Source organism: Geopsychrobacter electrodiphilus DSM 16401, assembly GCF_000384395.1.
GTDB classification, from domain to species: Bacteria; Desulfobacterota; Desulfuromonadia; order Desulfuromonadales; family Geopsychrobacteraceae; genus Geopsychrobacter; species Geopsychrobacter electrodiphilus.
Genome location: NZ_ARWE01000001.1, coordinates 2,208,570 through 2,224,165, shown reverse-complemented (window position 1 = coordinate 2,224,165; position 15,596 = coordinate 2,208,570). Strand labels below are relative to the sequence as shown.

Here is a 15,596-nt window from a genome sequence, read left to right as displayed (position 1 = left end):
CTTCTTTTTATATCAGGATAATAAGGGTTTAGGGCAGAACGGTGACCAGTGCGGCACTGGTTGCTGCACGTCGCTGGCGCTCCAACTCTTTGGGGTCCGTCTCAACAAACTTTTCATCGGGGGTAATCTTGAAGATCGGTTGACCTTTGGAGACAATGGTCCCGTCACCACTTTCGATCAAAATTTTATCAATAGTCCCGGCAAAGGGGGCCGGTATTTTATTGAACATCTTCATGACTTCAAGAATAAAGAGCGGCTGTCCTTTCTCGAAGTGCATACCAACCGTGGCGAAAGGTGGAATTCCTGGGGCTTCCTGAGCGTAGTACATACCGCCGCCGGGGGTGACAATTTCGTCGGCCTTGGTGGCTGGTGGCGGCACCAGGATTTTTTTCATCGCCGCCTGGAGCTCCGGATCGTGAAGGTACTCAGGGATGGTGACTTCAAGGTTTTCCTCGACCTTAAGCGCATAAAAGTCGGTCGCTTCGGCGATGGAGAAGAGCACCCCGAGGAGTTCGTTGCCGGCTTCGAAACCGTAATGCGCGGCCTGAACCTGTTCCCAGGTCTTCTGGTCGAGGTTTCCCTGTGGCTTGTCGTTAGACAGCATCTTGGTCAGTTTGAGGTAGTCGTCTTTGTCGAGACCGAAGCGGTCACGCAGACCCGCATAAAACTGAAGGGCAGTTGAGAGTAGCTGATAGTCATGATCCCAGATCACTTCAGCAGCTGGAGCATCCTCGCGAGGCATCATATTAAGGTACTCGTAGGTCTCACCAATTACAGCTAGTGGGTTGCGCAGCCAGGTGATTTTGCCTTTTTCGAGCTTGAAACTATGTTTGTTCAGGCTCAGCCAGCCGGAGAGCAGATGCGGATCCTTAAGCAGGATTTCCATCGGGCGCGTCAGCAGAGTCCCTTTGCGATCGAGGGTCTCGGAAATGGCTTTTCTGCTCTCTGAATCGTCGGCGTGAAGGGTGGCGTAATGCTTCTTCATGGCGAAGAAGGCAAAGACCTCATCGATCTTGCTGGCGTGTTCTTTGAGACGGCCGACCAGAGTTAGATAGGGCACCACAAAACGGGTGGTTGGTTTGGCCATGACGTTGTTGCCGATAAACCAGTTGACCAGGCCGTAATGGAAGTCAAGGTTGGTCGCCAGATTGGAACCGCGCAATACTGTATTGCGCAGAATTTTGGAGAGGTGTTCGTAGCTCGTGGCGCGATCGACGTCCTGTGTCAGCAACAGCGCGATATTTGAGTCGTAGGCCCCGGCAACGTTGTACTTCATGAACAGCCCGGTATCCGGATTGGGGAGGCAGATCCCCTGATCGTCACGAATTTCACCGTCGATGGGTGCAGACCAGTAGCGAATCACGCCACCAGCGCTCGGCGAGAGGGAACAGTCGGTGGCATTCAGGCGCGCTTCGGCGGCGGCCCCGAAACGAGGGACGCGGGTTGGGCGGGGGAGGCGTTTTTTGTGCAGCGCCAGCAAGGCCATTGCTTCGACCAGAGACTCGACGACGAAGAAGTCAGTTTTGTCTTTGGGGTTGGTGAATTGGAGGCTGTAAACCAGTTCTGTGACCCGGTGTTCGACCTGGATACGGGTGTTGACCTCCATGAAATAGTGCCGTTCTCCGTCGACGATACACTCAAAAGTTGACGCCGAATCGAGACCGACGGCAACGCCAAAACGCTCCGATTCTTCCTCCATCCGCTTGAGGACCTTCAGGTCTGAGGCAAGGGCTTCGGCCTGCGCCTGGTTCTTGGCTTTTTTGGCTTTATTGATTTCAAGGGTCAGGGCTTCTTGAGTGACTGAAATCTCGAGTAGCTTCTGTTCATGCATCTGGAGTGAGCAATCGCGGCCGCCTAGCGCAATCGTCCACTCACCGTTACCGATGAGCTGGATTTCATTGTGACGGGTCTGTTCGATATTGAGTTCGATCAACACGTTTTTATTGTCACCGATTCCGTTGGCCTTGACCTCGGCCAGAACTTCACGCGCCAGTTCCGGGGCGGCTGCGGCCGCTGCGGCGATCTCTTTTTCACTGGGGGTTTTCTTTGTCAGCAGCGAAGCACCGAGAATCCGCTGCCCCTTACCGCCGCCGCCGCCGATCGCTTTCAGGCGGATACGGGCGCCAGGGTAGTTCTTAAACATAGCCACACACTCGGCCTCAACCTGCTTGCAGAGCTCCTCAATCGAGAAGAGATCGATTCCCTTGGCGTAGGATGCAAACAGGATCTGGTCGGCCAAGGATTCGAGGCTGAGCTTCTCATCCTTGATGATCTTCGGATCAACCTTTAACTCTTCGGCTTTGATCAGGGCGAGCAAAGATTCGCGGCTGGGGTGTTTTTTGACCAGCGTCCGGGCGGTGACATTGTCAATACCCGGAGTGACTGAGACATTTACCGTCAGAGCAGTGCGCTTGGCCTCATCCTTCTTGCCTGCGGCTCGCTGGGTCGCGGCACAGGGGCCGATAAACATCAAACCAGCATCTTCGATGGCCGCGACGAACTCATCATCTTCCGCCATAAAACCATAGCCGGCGAAGACCGCGTTATAACCGTTATCCTTGGCGATTTGGATAATCTGGCCGATCCGCTCGACACGCTCCTCTTTGGAAGCGCCAGAGTAATCGGGGACCCGATGTACCCGGCTGTTTTCGGTCAGTTGACGCAATTCGGGAGAGAGGGCGTTCGGATAGACGATCGAATCTTTCTCAGAGAGCAGGATGCCGTAATGGCTGATCCCCATCTCATTGTAGACGGTCATCGCTTCCATCCGAATCGGGCCGCGGCAAACAATCAAAGGCTTAAGGTTTTCACAGGTAAAGGATTTGACCCACTTGGAGGTCGACAGGCCGAGACGGCGATCACTGTGGATCAGCGGGTTGTTAGTATAGTTATCTTTCTGTGCCATGGTTTTAATCTCCAATGCCATGGGGTTTATGGACGCATCACGATTTTTCATAGGTCTTCAGGCTCCTGCGTGCTTAGTGGAATTCACGCTGGACGCCTTGCATCGGCGCAGCCTTATAGTGCCGGAGGAAGAAGTTCATGTTTTCTCCCAGAACCTTGCGCAAATCGGTCGGCATGACGAGTGAAGAGATCGAGCCGAGTGCCAGACCTTCTTTGGGGTTCATCAACTCTTTTTCATAGCGCAAATTTAGGGCGGCTTCCTGGGCTTTAAGGAAGTCAGTCGCCTCTTTTTCGGCATCCTTTTGGGCTTCGACCCCATCCACCCCGGCTTTGACACGTTCGCCGGTCAACTTCTTGATCATGGCGGGCATCCCGGCTCGCAGGGTGCGCAGCTCATTCTTGTAGACGAACTCTTTACCGGCAGGCCCCATTACGGCCAGACGAGTGGTCGGCAGGGCCAGCACCAGATCGGCTCCGGTCGGATAGTTGTTGTATGATGCATAGGCTCCGCCGTAGGCATTGCGCAGGATCAGCAGAATGCGGGGGGTGCGCACATCGACGATCGAATCAAGCATTGAACGGCCCGCTTGTACGATTCCACGTGCTTCCTGTTCGCGCCCGGGGAGGAAACCCGTGGTGTCTTCGATGAAGATAATCGGAATATTGTACAGGTTGCAGAAGCGCACAAAGCGCGCAATTTTATTGGCCGAATCGCAGTCGATCTGTCCAGAAGAGACCGCCGAGTTGTTGGCGCAGAAGCCGACAACGCTGCCGTCGAGACGACCGAAGGCGGTAATGACCTCACGGGCACGGGTCGGCTGCAGTTCAAAGTAGTCGCCGTGATCGCAAATCTGCTGGATAACAATCGAAACATCGACCGGGGTGTTGAAGCCGGTCGGTGAGTTGAAGGCTTTCTTGAACAGGGTGTTGATCTCCCAGGTTTTACGGTCCAGGGGATCGCTGGTCGGTTGGTAAGGGGCCATTACTCCGTTATTGTCGGGAAGGTAGCTGAGCAGACGGATTGCGGTGCGCAGGGCCGCCGTTTCATCTGAAACGGTCAGATCGGCGACACCGGTTGCCCCGTGGACTTTGGGTCCACCCAATTCTTCCGGGGTGACATCCTCACCCAGGACCGACTTGACAACGCCGGGGCCGGTCAGGCCGAAGAAGGTGTCCTCGGGCTGGATGACGAAACTCCCCTGGCGTGGCAGGTAGGATCCGCCGCCGGCGTTGAAGCCGAACATGCACATGATCGAAGGAACGACGCCGCTGATTTTGCGCAAGGCGGTAAAGGCTTCGGCGTATCCGTCTAGACCGCCGACTCCAGCAGGCACGAAGGCTCCGGCCGAGTCATTCATGCCGATCACCGGGATCCCCTTTTCTCCCGCCATTGTGAACAGCTTGGCCAGCTTGCTGCCGTTGGTGGCGTCAATCGAGCCGGCGCGGACCGTAAAGTCGTGGCCGTAGAGAGCGACATCACGCCCGCCTATGTTCAGGATGCCGGTGACCAGCGAAGCACCGTCCAGATTTTTACCCCAGTTTTGAAACAGAATATTCGGCTCGGCGTCAGTGAGAACCTTGATCCGCTCCCAGACCGTCATCCGTTTTTTAAAGTGTTGTTTTTCAATCTGGCCAACAGCGACCGACTTGATCGGACGTAGAATCAGGTCGTGTCCCTCCTGCATCACCTCTTCATAGGCACCGGTCTTCCCGGCAATTTCACCGGGGATGTTGAACTCGATTTTTTCGTCCGGAGCAAACGGATTTTTTAAAGATGGTTTGATTGCGGTTTTTGACATTTCGGTCATCCCTTTACATTGGAATTAGCGTTCAGAAGTCTTGCCGGCAGTCTTGCTGGCTGATAACTCCCCTGCCATAACTGGTTGGAAATACTGTTAATCGCTAGACATAGAGGTAAAACGGCGTTTTTATATCCCTGTAAACAAGCAAAATATGAGGCATGCTGTCAAGGGATATTTACTCAGCGTAAAATTTTTATGTCCTTTGAATTGCGGGTTTTGGAATGGCGGTGGAGTGATTTAGCAAACATCTTTTGATGTTTGAAGAGGGGGGTGAAATCGGGTTGTTGCGGCAGACTGAAAAAGACTTCGGGTGGAAGGAAAGTTAGCGGGAATGATTGAAATTCTTTATTGAAAGGGCGCCCGTTTCTGATGAGGTGAAAAGTGTTATGAAACAAAGTAAACGGATGATTCGAACCGAGCCCCTGAAGGCAGAAATCAATCGAGAGTCACAAAGAAAAAATTCTAGCCAGACTAAAGATTTTACCTGTGGGCTGATCCGTTCCGAAAGGTAAAATCGGATTGCATAGAGGAGGGTTTTTCTATTTCCTTGATGCGCGTCGTGTTTTGCTGGTTTCCGTTCGCTTTACTCCTGCAGCCTTTTGATCTCGTGTCTCGCTGAAGAGTTGTTGTTGGGCATCCCCGCGTCCGCATAGTCGAAGGGCTTCAAGCACATCCTGCTTGGATTCGGGTTTGTGATAGAGCAACAAGGCCTTTTGCAGGCGTTTCTCTTTTGTTGAAAGCGGGACATGAATGGGTGCGCCGCTGAATGGGTCAGTGCCGGTGTGATAAATACAGGTCGCCAGACTCCCCGGGGTCGGGGTGAAATCCTGAACCTGTTCGACGCGCAAGCGGTGCAGTTTAAGATAAAGGGCGACCTCTACCATATCTGCCAGGGTGCAGCCAGGGTGGCCACTAATCAGATAAGGGACGATGGCCTGACGCAGCCCGAGTTGTGCGCTGCGCTGCCTGAATTTATCTAAAAAATCGGTGAATATTTTGGCTCCGGGTTTGCGCATGACATCCGTTACCCGGTCAACCGTTGATTCCGGGGCGACTTTGAGCAGGCCACCGACATGGTGCTTTAGTAGATCATCAAAATATTGAGGTTGAAAAGGGAGTAGATCGTAACGCACCCCCGAAGCGACGAAGACATGGTTCACCCTTTGACGCTCGCGGATCTTGCCGAGCAGACGTACCGCGGGACGCTCATCGGTTTGAAGGTTCTTACACAGAGTCGGGTATAGGCAGCTGCCGCGGCGGCAGACTTTTTCGGCCGCTGGATTACCACAACGCAGGCCGTACATGTTGGCGGTCGGCCCTCCAACATCGCTGAGGGTGCCGCGAAACTCGGGGTGCTCGGTCAGGCGATCGACTTCGTTCAGGATCGAAGCTTCGGAGCGGGATTGAATGGTCTTCCCCTGATGGTGCGTAATTGCGCAAAAGGCACAGCCACCGAAGCAGCCGCGATGGCTGGTGACCGAAAACTTGATCTGCTCGTAGGCCGGGATCTTCTCCTGGTAATCGGGGTGCGGAAGGCGTGTGAAGGGGAGGGCATAAACCCGGTCCAGTTGCTCTTCAGAAAGTGGGAGCCCAGGTGGATTAACCAGGACCTGACGTTGGGCGTGCTTTTGACTTAAGCCCTTCGCGGAATAGGGGTTCTGCTGCTCGCAGGTCAATTTGAATGCCAGATTATAGGCCTGCGGATCTGCGCTAACCTCTTCGAAGGAGGGGAGGGGGACCCAGCCTGCAAGAATTTCATTCGAAATTACTGCGGTCCCGCGGATATCTCGGATCTCGCTGAAATCTTCCCCCGCGTCCAGACGCGCAACCAATTCTAGTAAGGCCGTTTCGGCCATGCCGTAAAGCAGCAGGTCGGCCTTGCTGTCGATCAGAACCGAGCGCCGAACGCGGTCATCCCAATAATCGTAATGGGCTAATCGGCGTAAGCTGGCTTCAATCCCGCCAATGACCGTCGGTAGCCCTTTAAAAGCCCCTTTGACCGCTGCGGTGTAGGCAATTACAGCGCGGTTTGGACGTTTTCCGGCTCGGCTTCCGGGAGTATAGGCATCATCGCGGCGGATTTTTTTAGCTGCGGTGTAATGGTTGACCAACGAATCCATGGCGCCAGCGGAGATTGCGGCGAACAGGCGGGGACGACCCATCGTTCGGAAGGCTGCTTGATTCTTCCAGTCTGGTTGGGCAAGGATTCCGACCCGGTACCCGGCGCCTTCAAGCAGACGTGCAACCAGCGGAGTACCGAACGCAGGATGATCAACGTAGGCATCGCCACTGATGAGGAGGATATCCAGCTCGTCCCAGCCACGCTGTTGCATGTCGGCTCGGCAGGTAGGAAGAAAATTATAGCGCGTAAAATTTTTCAGGGATTAGGATCCTATCGTGACATTTTTGGCACAGTGGTGATTGTGAGTCTTTGGCTTCTGGTATGAACAATTCTCTGACGACCTGTCCTCTTCCATAGCATGAATCAGGAGCTCATGACCATCCGTGGCATATATTGATATGCTAAAATTAAACCCCGGTTTTATTGAAATATAGCAAGTTATTTCAGCAGTATAGGTGGTTTTTTGTGTTCCATGAATACTTTAAAGCGCAGTAAATAAACTATAAGTATGCTCAGTAGAATATTATATCAGCTAACATGTTGTTATATAAAGAAAAAATTAAAAAAAACGGCTTGACTTTAACTTTAATGGAGCTAGAATGTCAGACATAAAACCCTTTGAGGTAAAATAAACCATAAGGCGAAAGGAGCCTGTCATGAAATGTCCCGTGTGTGGAAGTTATGAACAAAAATCGTTTGACATGAGATCAGAACAATTTATCGAGAGTCTGGTTGAGTGTGCTGTCTGCTCTAGCAGTTGGTCAATTAACCATGGCCATGCTCAAGTGGTGGTCGATACCCAGCGGGCGTCATTTCTTGAAGCTCAGAGTGAATGTGTTGAAGCTGATGATTATCCCTGGGCGGTTTATAGCCAGGCTGTTTGAAGACTACGGCCAGGAGGAAATAGAAAATGGGAGCATTGCAAATCAATGAAGCGGTTCCTTGCCGCTGTGGAGGGCAGGTCAAGGTTTTTGGTCCCTGTGAATTTGCGCCACGGAGCCATTGGGGAGTCTATTGCGCCAAAGATTCCTGCCAGCGGATGTCGACAGCAGACAGCCTTGAAGGTGCAATTGAGAACTGGAACCATATGCTTGAACCGATTCATTTCTAAAGAATCTGTTTTATGCCCAATCCAGTCAAGATATGGCCGGCATCAATTTGGATACCGGCCGTCCAGTGATATCTGTTTCTCCATTCGCACCCACAGGCATTGGCAGGTCCAGACTGTTCAACCAAACCCTTTCATCAAATAAATATGTCGGGAATTATTCAATTCCACGAATTTATCCGGTCCTCACCTGATTCTTAACCAATTCCCAGCATTAGTCGTAACAGCCAGGCGAATCGTTGCAGTCGTCATTCACAGAAACAGATGATAGGCCGGGTCGCTGGTTGCCTCTTCATAGCGGTAGCCCAGTGCCTTCAAAAAATGCGCGAATTTAGCTTCATCCTCTGCCGGAATTTCGAGTCCGATCAGCACCCGGCCGAAATCTCCACCGATTGTGCGGTATTGAAAGAGTGAGATATTCCAGTTGGCACCCATGTCGGCCAGAAACCGGGTGAGAGCCCCTGGTCTTTCCGGGAACCAGAAGCGGTAGAGCTTTTCGCGCAAGGCCTCAGGAGAGCGACCGCCAATCATATAGCGCAGGTGGGTTTTGGCGAGTTCGTTGTCGGTCAGGTCTGTGCTGGCATATCCCTGTTGCTGCAGACGCTCGGTAAAGGCGGTCCGGGCGATGCTGCCACCCAGTGAGACCCCGACAAATATATGTGCCTCTTCACGGGTTGACAGGCGATAGCTGAACTCGGTGATATTTGTCTCTTCCAGAACTTCGCTGCATAGATGACGCAGGGATCCCGGTTTTTCTGGGATGGTCACGGCAAACAGAGACTCGCGCTGCTCGCCAGTCAGGGTGCGTTCGGCGATATAGCGCAGGCGTTCAAAATTCATGTTGGCGCCGGAGTTGATGGCGACCAGCGTTTGCCCTTCTGGTTTTCGCTCACGTACATACTGGTTGATCCCGGCCATACCGAGTGCGCCCGCTGGTTCCACAATCGAACGGGTTGCCTGGTAAACCGATTTAATCGCACCGCAGATCTCATCCGTACTGACCCGAATGATTTCATCGACATACTTCAGACAAAGATCAAAGGTGAACTGTCCCACTTTTTTGACCGCAACGCCGTCGGCAAAAATTCCGACTGCGTCGAGTTCGACTGGATAGCCGGCCTTGAGTGAGTGGTACATGGCATCACTGTCGTAAGGTTCGACGCCGATGACTTTAATATGTGGGTCAAGAGCTTTCAGATAGCAGGCCATCCCGGCAATCAACCCGCCCCCACCAACCGGGACAAAGACCGCATCAAGTTTACCGGCGCTCTGACGCATGATTTCATCGGCAACCGTCCCCTGACCGGCAATCACAAGTTCATCATCAAAGGGGTGGATGTATGTCATCCCGTTCAGGCCTGCCAACTTGGTACAATGCGCGGCCGCTTCCGAATAACTGTCACCATGTAACACCACTTCGGCCTTTAAAGCCTTGACGGCGCAGACCTTAATCTCCGGGGTAGTGGCGGGCATGACTATCAGGGCTTTAAGCCCTAATTTAAGCGCCGAGAACGCGACCCCCTGGGCGTGATTTCCGGCTGAGGCTGCGATGACGCCCTTGGCTTTTTCGGTCGCGCTGAGATGTGCAATCTTATTGTAGGCTCCGCGGAGTTTGAAACTGAAAACCGGCTGCAGATCTTCGCGTTTCAGCAGGATCCGGTTGTGAAGCTGGGCGGAGAGCGCTGTCGCTTCCTCGAGTGGGGTTTCGATCGCCGCTTCGTAGACCTTTGAGGTCAGGATCTGGCGCAACATCCTCTGCATGACGGGCTCCTTAAAAAGAAGTGAAGACCGCTTTTTTAGCATGAAACAACCGCTGTTGCCAGAACTCATCAGAAAGTCCCGGCGGATTGACAACAATCAGGCAAGAGCTAGACTTGCTGAGGTTGAACCGGGTTGCTTCGGCTCCCCGGATTGAATTGTTGGGCGTTGCCATAATAAGGGGAAAAATGGCCTGGCATCCTGAAATACAAACTGTGAGCGTCGGCGGATATAACTATGCCCTGTTGGACCGAGGGGCGGGGGATGAAGCAGTCGTTTTGATTCACGGCATTACGACCTATTCTTTTATCTGGCGTAAAATCCTGCCGTTATTGCCGACCTCAAAACGAGTGATCGCCCTAGATCTGCTTGGTTGCGGTGGCTCTGACATGCCCTTGGATGTTGGTTATTCCCTCAGTGAACATGCTGAGCGTCTTGTCCCGCTCCTGCAACAGTTGGGAGTTAGACGGGCCCATCTGGTCGGGCATGATGTTGGCGGCGGGGTAGGGCAGATTCTTGCCGTACGTTATCCCGAGATCCTGATCGATCTCTGTCTGATAAATTCGGTCGCCTATGACTACTGGCCGGTTCAGCCGATCACTACCCTGCGCATCCCCCTGTTTCGCCATTTTGTCATGTCGACCCTTGATATTGGCGCCTTCAGAATGGTCATCCGTCGTGGCCTGTATCACAAAGATCGCCTTGATCCTGAACTCCTCGAGCTTTTCAGTGAACCCGTAAGCACTTCCCTCGGGAGAAAGGCTTTTCTTCATTTTGCCCGGTGCCTTGATAATCGCAACCTGACCAGCATCGCCGGGGAGTTACGGAAGCTGCACATTCCGGTGCTGCTGATTCGTGGTGAGGCTGATGTTTATTTAAGCGAAGAGATCTCATTGCGCCTCAAGCGTGAAATTCCGGGTTGTCGACTGTTGAGAATTCCGACCGCAGGCCATTTTATCCAGGAGGATGAACCAGAGCTGGTTACTGCCGCCCTGATCTCCTTTTGGCAGGGGGATGTGGTAGCTGGGGCGGTTGGTTGAAATGGCCGTGTTGTCGAAAACTATCAGATGAATAAGGAGATGAATGTCATGGGGATCAAGGGGACCGAAACGGAAAAGAATTTGCTCAAGTCTTTTGCCGGCGAGAGCCAGGCGCGTAATCGTTACACTTATTTTGCGGCCAAGGCCCGCAAAGAGGGCTATGTCCAGATTTCTGAGATCTTTCAGGAGACCGCAGATCAGGAAAAAGAGCACGCCAAACGGTTTTTCAGCTTTCTTGAAGGGGGTGAACTCGAAATTGTTGCGGCGTTTCCCGCCGGGATAATTGGCTCGACTGCCGATAATCTCGCGGCGGCGGCAGCGGGAGAGCATTTTGAGCATACGGAGTTGTATCCCTCTTTCGCGAAAATAGCCGACCATGAGGGATTCCCCGCAATTGCAGAGGTCTTTCGAGCGATCTGCGTAGCTGAAAAACAGCACGAAAAAAGATACAATGACCTGCGCAGTAATATATTGAGTGGTACAGTATTCAAACGTAGTGAATCAGTTGTGTGGCGCTGCCGCAATTGCGGCTATCTGCATGAGGGGTCGGGTGCGCCGGGGGTATGCCCAGCCTGCGTTCATCCGATTGATCATTTTGAAATTTTGGGCGAAAACTACTAACAGGGAGAATTTTGACCAATGGCTAAGCAACTCGAGATTTACAAATGTTCGATCTGTGGCAACATCGTAGAAGTTATGCATGGTGCAGCCGGGGCTCTAGCCTGCTGCGGCCAGAACATGGCACTCTTGACCGAAAATACTACTGACGCCGCAACCGAAAAGCACGTGCCGGTTGTTGAGGTTGCCGGTAACAAGGTTAAAGTCCAGGTCGGCAGCGTCCCCCATCCCATGCAGAATGAGCACTTTATCGAATGGATCGAACTGATTGCTGACGGGAAGTCATACACCCAGTTTTTAAAGCCGGGTGAAGCCCCTGCGGCTGTGTTCGAAGTTTCAGGAGCCAAGAATCTGTCGGTGCGGGAATATTGTAATTTACATGGGCATTGGCAGGCTAAGGGATAGGATGATGATTTAGTCCCTTCTCCAAAAGAAGGGGGCTTTTAAACATTTACAAGCAAAAAAGCGGGCTGCCCCAAACGGGACGCCCGCTTTTTTTATTATTCCTGGTTGAAGGTAATCTTGTATTTGAAGGTCGTCGGATCCAACCAGTCGATGGTCTGGCCGCCGACCTGGGCAAAGGGGTACATCAGATAGTTGATCTCCACTCCCACTTGTGGCGGATTCAAGGTCAGATCGCGCCCTTCGGAGAGGCGGATGCGGTAGGGATCAACGTTGCCGAAATAGTAGGCGCGCAATTTGGCGACCTTGGGATCATTTAAATTAAGGTTTTGTTTGAGCATCGCCTTGCGTACATCGGCCGGATCGATAGCCACCCAGCCGGTTCCGGGCAGATAGAATTCAGCCCAGCAATGTTGCCAGCCGGTGATGTCGGTCCCGTCTTCCTTGCCGAGGCGCAATCCCAGGATTTCACGCGCCGGAACGCCTGCCGAGCGGGCGATGGCAACGTAGAGCGAACTGATGTCGGCGCACTTGCCGCCGGGGCGCTCTAAGAGTTGCGGCACATTGCCCAGGCCACAGCCGCGGGTCTCAGGATCGCGAAAACTGTTGTCGACGGTCCAGTCATAGATGGCACGGGCTTTGGCAAGAATTCCCTTTTTGCCAGCGGTAATTTCATTGGCCAACGCTTTGACCGGGCCATCAATCGGCCCGAGCCTGGTTGCCGACAGATAACGACCGAAGGTTGCCTGGTCTAAAGGAATTCCCTGGTCAATCAACTTGCTGCTGGTCTGTTCTGCCCGCTCGGCGCGGAACTTAAGGATCAGCTTGCGGGATTTTGCGTCTTCGTCCCATCGTGAATAAAGAATCGGATTCCCGTCCTTGCTATCGGTGTAAACGGCAGTTTCTGCAGAATCTGTGTGCCATGAAATCTGGTCAATTTTCTGCGATTCGCTGGAAATCGGGTAGGGGAGCCAGAGTTTGACCTCTTGCCCGGTAGTGTGTGCTGAAAGGTCGAATTCCATTGTCACTGTGCCTGTTTGGCTTTTTGCTAGAACGGGAAGAGAAAACAGGCAGATCATCAGGGTCAAAATAAGTTTTTTCAAGGAGAGCACCTCTTTATAATTATATTGAACGGAGGGAAGAAAATACTTTGATCGACTGCTATAGTCCAATATAAAATATCGATAATAACTTTTAACAGGATAGGAATCGTCTATGGATATGCGGCGGCTGGAAATTTTTTATCGCGTCATCGAAGAAGGCGGGTTTACTAAAGCGGCTCGAGTAATGTCCCTGACCCAGCCGACCTTGAGTGAAGCCGTGCGTCTGCTTGAGGAGGAGTTGGGTACGCAATTACTTAATCGCCAGGGCCGTGTAATCCTGCCGACGGATTCCGGGCGGCTGTTGCAGGGCTATGCGAAGAAGATATTTTCATTGCGACAAGAGGCTGAGGCCGACTTAAAGTCTTTGTCAGCTGGTGAGCACGGGGAACTGGTACTTGGAGGGAGTACTGTGCCGGGGACCTACCTGCTGCCCTCCCTTGTTGCCGAATTTCGCTGCCTTTATCCCCAGATTGGTGTCAGTTTACAGATCGCCTCAACGGCAAAAATGGTGGAAGGTCTTCGTCATAATCAGTTAGAGCTGGCCCTGGTCGGGGGAGAATTGCGCGACAAGACACTGGAGGCTGTTCCCTGTTTCGGTGATGAACTGATATTAATTGTGGCCCCCGGTCACGCGTGGACTGGTCGGGAGTACATTGCTGAGATAGAATTGCTCAAGGTCCCTTTGTTGTTGCGCGAGCAGGGCTCTGCTACGCGTAAATTATTTGAAGAACATCTGAAGAGTCATGGCAAAGGGTTACTCCCCGAAAATTTAATTGCCGAAGTTGGCGGCAATGAGGCTTTGAAGCAGGGGGTGCTGGCTGGATTGGGTGTTGCGGTGATCTCAAAACTGGCCGTCGCCGGTGAACTGCAACGCGGCGAACTGATCGCACTTCAGCTTGTCGAAGGTCCGCTACGCCGCAGTTTTTACCTGGTTCAGGCAAAGGGGTTTAAATTATCGGTTGCAGCCCAAAGATTTAAAGCTCTGGTGTTGGCGAAGGGGCAGGCTCTGTAGGTGCCTGTCCCGTTTTAGTTCTAATTGCGTTTCTCCCGATCAGGACGTAGAACGAGTTTCCCTTCCTGGTCCTCTTCACTGTGTCCTGTCAACGTTTTACCTCCTGGAGTTATTAGTTGGACCATCGCATTTAATTAAGCGGAATTATGCCCCGGTTGTGTCGAGGGCAGCTGAGCGTTTTATGGTTTTGGTATTGGCTGAGGGTACTGCCGCCGCCGGCCCCTTTCCCTCCCGGTAAGTATCGGAAACAAAAACACCTCCGAGCCACAGGGGAACCGGAGGTGTTTATCCTTTATGACTATCAAAAATAATCAGTCGAGCAGCTCGACAATTTTCGCCGCCATCCCGACATAGCTCGCCGGACTCATCGCGAGCAGGCGCTTTTTATCCTCATCAGCCAGGTCGAGGCCTTCAACAAACTGGCGAATCGTCTCGCGATCGATCTTCTGGCCACGAGTCAATTCCTTCAGTTTTTCATAGGGCTTCTCGATCCCCGCCTTGCGCATCACCGTTTGGATCGGTTCTGCCATGACCTCCCAGGCGTTGTCGAGATCGTCGCACAGCTTCTGTTCATTAAGCTTCAACTTGCTCAAGCCTTTGATGGTCGAATGGTAGGCGATCATGCTGTAACCGAAACCGACCCCCATGTTGCGCAGCACCGTGGAATCAGTCAGATCTCTTTGCAGGCGTGAGATGGGCAGCTTGGCAGAGAGATGTCCGAACAGGGCATTGGCCAGGCCACAGTTGCCCTCGGAATTTTCGAAGTCGATCGGGTTGACCTTGTGCGGCATGGTCGAAGAACCGATTTCGCCTGTAACCGTCTTCTGGCCGAAATAGGCCATCGAGATGTAGGTCCAGAGGTCGCGGTTGAGATCGGTGAGGATCGTGTTCCAACGCGCCATGGCATCAAAGAGTTCGGCCATGTAGTCGTGCGGTTCGATCTGGGTGGTGAACAGATTCTGGACCAAACCCAGATCATTTTCGATGACACCTTTGGCAAGTCTGGTCCAGTCGACCTGCGGGTAGGCGGAGAGGTGGGCGTTGAAATTGCCGACCGCACCATTGAGCTTGCCGAGCAGTTCGACCCTGGCGATGTTGCTGCTCTGTTTCTGGAGGCGCGCAGCGAAGACCGCCAACTCTTTACCGACTGTCGTCGGTGAAGCGGTTTGACCGTGGGTGCGGGCCAGCATCGCGATATCCTTGAACTCATGTGCCAGAGCTTTAAGGGTATTGATAATCTGCTCTTGCAGCGGCCTAAGGGCGGCGGTGCCGTCCTTTAGCATCAGGGCATGCGACAGATTATTGATATCTTCCGAGGTGCAGGCAAAGTGGAGGAATTCCGACAGCTCTTCAAGCGAAGACCCGGTAATCTGATCTTTCAGGTAATATTCAACCGCCTTGACGTCATGGTTGGTCACCGCTTCGATCTTCTTGATCTTCTCGGCCTCTTCCGGGCTGAAGTTGGTCACAATAGCACGCAGCTGTTCCTCTTCCCGGGAGGAGACAGCGCGACATTCAGGGATACCGCTCTCCTTGCACAGGGCGAGCAGCCACATGACTTCGACCTTGACCCGGTTCTTGAGCAGGGCGTATTCGGAAAAACACTCGCTGAGCGGGGCGACTTTGGTGGCGTAACGCCCGTCAATGGGGCTGATGTCGGTAATCATAAGTTTCTCCTTTACATTAATCGGACGGCAAATATAGCCAAGGAACCAGGGAACTGCAAC

Annotated in this window: 12 protein-coding genes; 6 read left to right on the top strand and 6 right to left on the bottom strand. The window is 52.8% G+C overall.

Annotation, left to right across the window (positions count from 1 at the left end; all coding sequences use genetic code 11):
- Positions 1-28 precede the first annotated feature (28 nt).
- The 3 genes from D888_RS0110485 to D888_RS21370 form a co-directional block, all read right to left on the bottom strand.
- Entirely contained in the window at positions 29-2,905 is a 2,877-nt protein-coding gene (locus tag D888_RS0110485) for a biotin/lipoyl-containing protein (RefSeq protein WP_026362334.1), read from the bottom strand.
- Between the two features lie 73 nt (positions 2,906-2,978).
- Positions 2,979-4,703, bottom strand: a complete 1,725-nt coding sequence (locus D888_RS0110480) for an acyl-CoA carboxylase subunit beta (protein ID WP_020676509.1) — start codon at positions 4,701-4,703, stop codon at positions 2,979-2,981.
- Positions 4,704-5,245: 542 nt separating this feature from the next.
- Positions 5,246-7,039: a YgiQ family radical SAM protein gene (locus D888_RS21370; RefSeq protein ID WP_020676508.1), complete on the bottom strand. Its 1,794-nt coding sequence runs from the start codon at positions 7,037-7,039 to the stop codon at positions 5,246-5,248.
- Between the two features lie 445 nt (positions 7,040-7,484).
- Between D888_RS21370 and D888_RS0110470 the strand changes: the two genes are divergently transcribed.
- Entirely contained in the window at positions 7,485-7,712 is a 228-nt protein-coding gene (locus D888_RS0110470; RefSeq protein ID WP_020676507.1) for a hypothetical protein, read from the top strand.
- A gap of 26 nt (positions 7,713-7,738) precedes the next feature.
- A complete protein-coding gene (locus D888_RS0110465) occupies positions 7,739-7,939 on the top strand; it encodes a hypothetical protein (RefSeq protein WP_020676506.1) in 201 nt (66 codons plus the stop codon).
- Between the two features lie 249 nt (positions 7,940-8,188).
- Here D888_RS0110465 and ilvA read toward each other — a convergent pair whose 3' ends face one another.
- The gene (gene ilvA / locus D888_RS0110460; protein ID WP_020676505.1) at positions 8,189-9,697 is read right to left on the bottom strand and encodes a threonine ammonia-lyase, biosynthetic; all 1,509 of its coding nucleotides are present in this window, start codon (positions 9,695-9,697) and stop codon (positions 8,189-8,191) included.
- Between the two features lie 185 nt (positions 9,698-9,882).
- Between ilvA and D888_RS0110455 the strand changes: the two genes are divergently transcribed.
- Genes D888_RS0110455 through D888_RS0110445 form a run of 3 tightly spaced genes read left to right on the top strand, consistent with a single transcriptional unit; the run spans position 9,883 to position 11,757 of the window.
- A complete protein-coding gene (locus D888_RS0110455) occupies positions 9,883-10,734 on the top strand; it encodes an alpha/beta fold hydrolase (RefSeq protein WP_020676504.1) in 852 nt (283 codons plus the stop codon).
- 48 nt (positions 10,735-10,782) lie between these two features.
- Positions 10,783-11,355 (top strand): rubrerythrin, encoded by a 573-nt coding sequence (rbr, locus tag D888_RS0110450; RefSeq protein ID WP_020676503.1) that lies wholly within the window; start codon positions 10,783-10,785, stop codon positions 11,353-11,355.
- Positions 11,356-11,373: 18 nt separating this feature from the next.
- The gene (locus D888_RS0110445) at positions 11,374-11,757 is read left to right on the top strand and encodes a desulfoferrodoxin (protein ID WP_020676502.1); all 384 of its coding nucleotides are present in this window, start codon (positions 11,374-11,376) and stop codon (positions 11,755-11,757) included.
- A 95-nt stretch (positions 11,758-11,852) separates the two neighbouring features.
- Here D888_RS0110445 and D888_RS0110440 read toward each other — a convergent pair whose 3' ends face one another.
- Positions 11,853-12,866: a transglutaminase-like domain-containing protein gene (locus D888_RS0110440; RefSeq protein WP_245555009.1), complete on the bottom strand. Its 1,014-nt coding sequence runs from the start codon at positions 12,864-12,866 to the stop codon at positions 11,853-11,855.
- 103 nt (positions 12,867-12,969) lie between these two features.
- Between D888_RS0110440 and D888_RS21365 the strand changes: the two genes are divergently transcribed.
- On the top strand, positions 12,970-13,869 hold the full coding sequence (locus D888_RS21365) for a selenium metabolism-associated LysR family transcriptional regulator (RefSeq protein ID WP_020676500.1): 900 nt from the start codon (positions 12,970-12,972) through the stop codon (positions 13,867-13,869).
- A gap of 311 nt (positions 13,870-14,180) precedes the next feature.
- On the opposite strand, the gene purB is transcribed toward D888_RS21365, so the two are convergent.
- Positions 14,181-15,536, bottom strand: coding sequence for an adenylosuccinate lyase (gene purB, locus D888_RS0110430; protein WP_020676499.1), 1,356 nt, complete (start codon positions 15,534-15,536; stop codon positions 14,181-14,183).
- Positions 15,537-15,596 lie beyond the last annotated feature (60 nt).

Bases quoted from the DNA above. Each gene is read 5' to 3' on its own strand.
- D888_RS0110485 (WP_026362334.1), bottom strand. From the start codon at position 2,905: ATGGCACAGAAAGATAACTATACTAACAACCCGCTGATCCACAGTGAT.
- D888_RS0110480 (WP_020676509.1), bottom strand. From the start codon at position 4,703: ATGTCAAAAACCGCAATCAAACCATCTTTAAAAAATCCGTTTGCTCCG.
- D888_RS21370 (WP_020676508.1), bottom strand. From the start codon at position 7,039: ATGCAACAGCGTGGCTGGGACGAGCTGGATATCCTCCTCATCAGTGGC.
- D888_RS0110470 (WP_020676507.1), top strand. From the start codon at position 7,485: ATGAAATGTCCCGTGTGTGGAAGTTATGAACAAAAATCGTTTGACATG.
- D888_RS0110465 (WP_020676506.1), top strand. From the start codon at position 7,739: ATGGGAGCATTGCAAATCAATGAAGCGGTTCCTTGCCGCTGTGGAGGG.
- ilvA (WP_020676505.1), bottom strand. From the start codon at position 9,697: ATGCAGAGGATGTTGCGCCAGATCCTGACCTCAAAGGTCTACGAAGCG.
- D888_RS0110455 (WP_020676504.1), top strand. From the start codon at position 9,883: ATGGCCTGGCATCCTGAAATACAAACTGTGAGCGTCGGCGGATATAAC.
- rbr (WP_020676503.1), top strand. From the start codon at position 10,783: ATGGGGATCAAGGGGACCGAAACGGAAAAGAATTTGCTCAAGTCTTTT.
- D888_RS0110445 (WP_020676502.1), top strand. From the start codon at position 11,374: ATGGCTAAGCAACTCGAGATTTACAAATGTTCGATCTGTGGCAACATC.
- D888_RS21365 (WP_020676500.1), top strand. From the start codon at position 12,970: ATGGATATGCGGCGGCTGGAAATTTTTTATCGCGTCATCGAAGAAGGC.
- purB (WP_020676499.1), bottom strand. From the start codon at position 15,536: ATGATTACCGACATCAGCCCCATTGACGGGCGTTACGCCACCAAAGTC.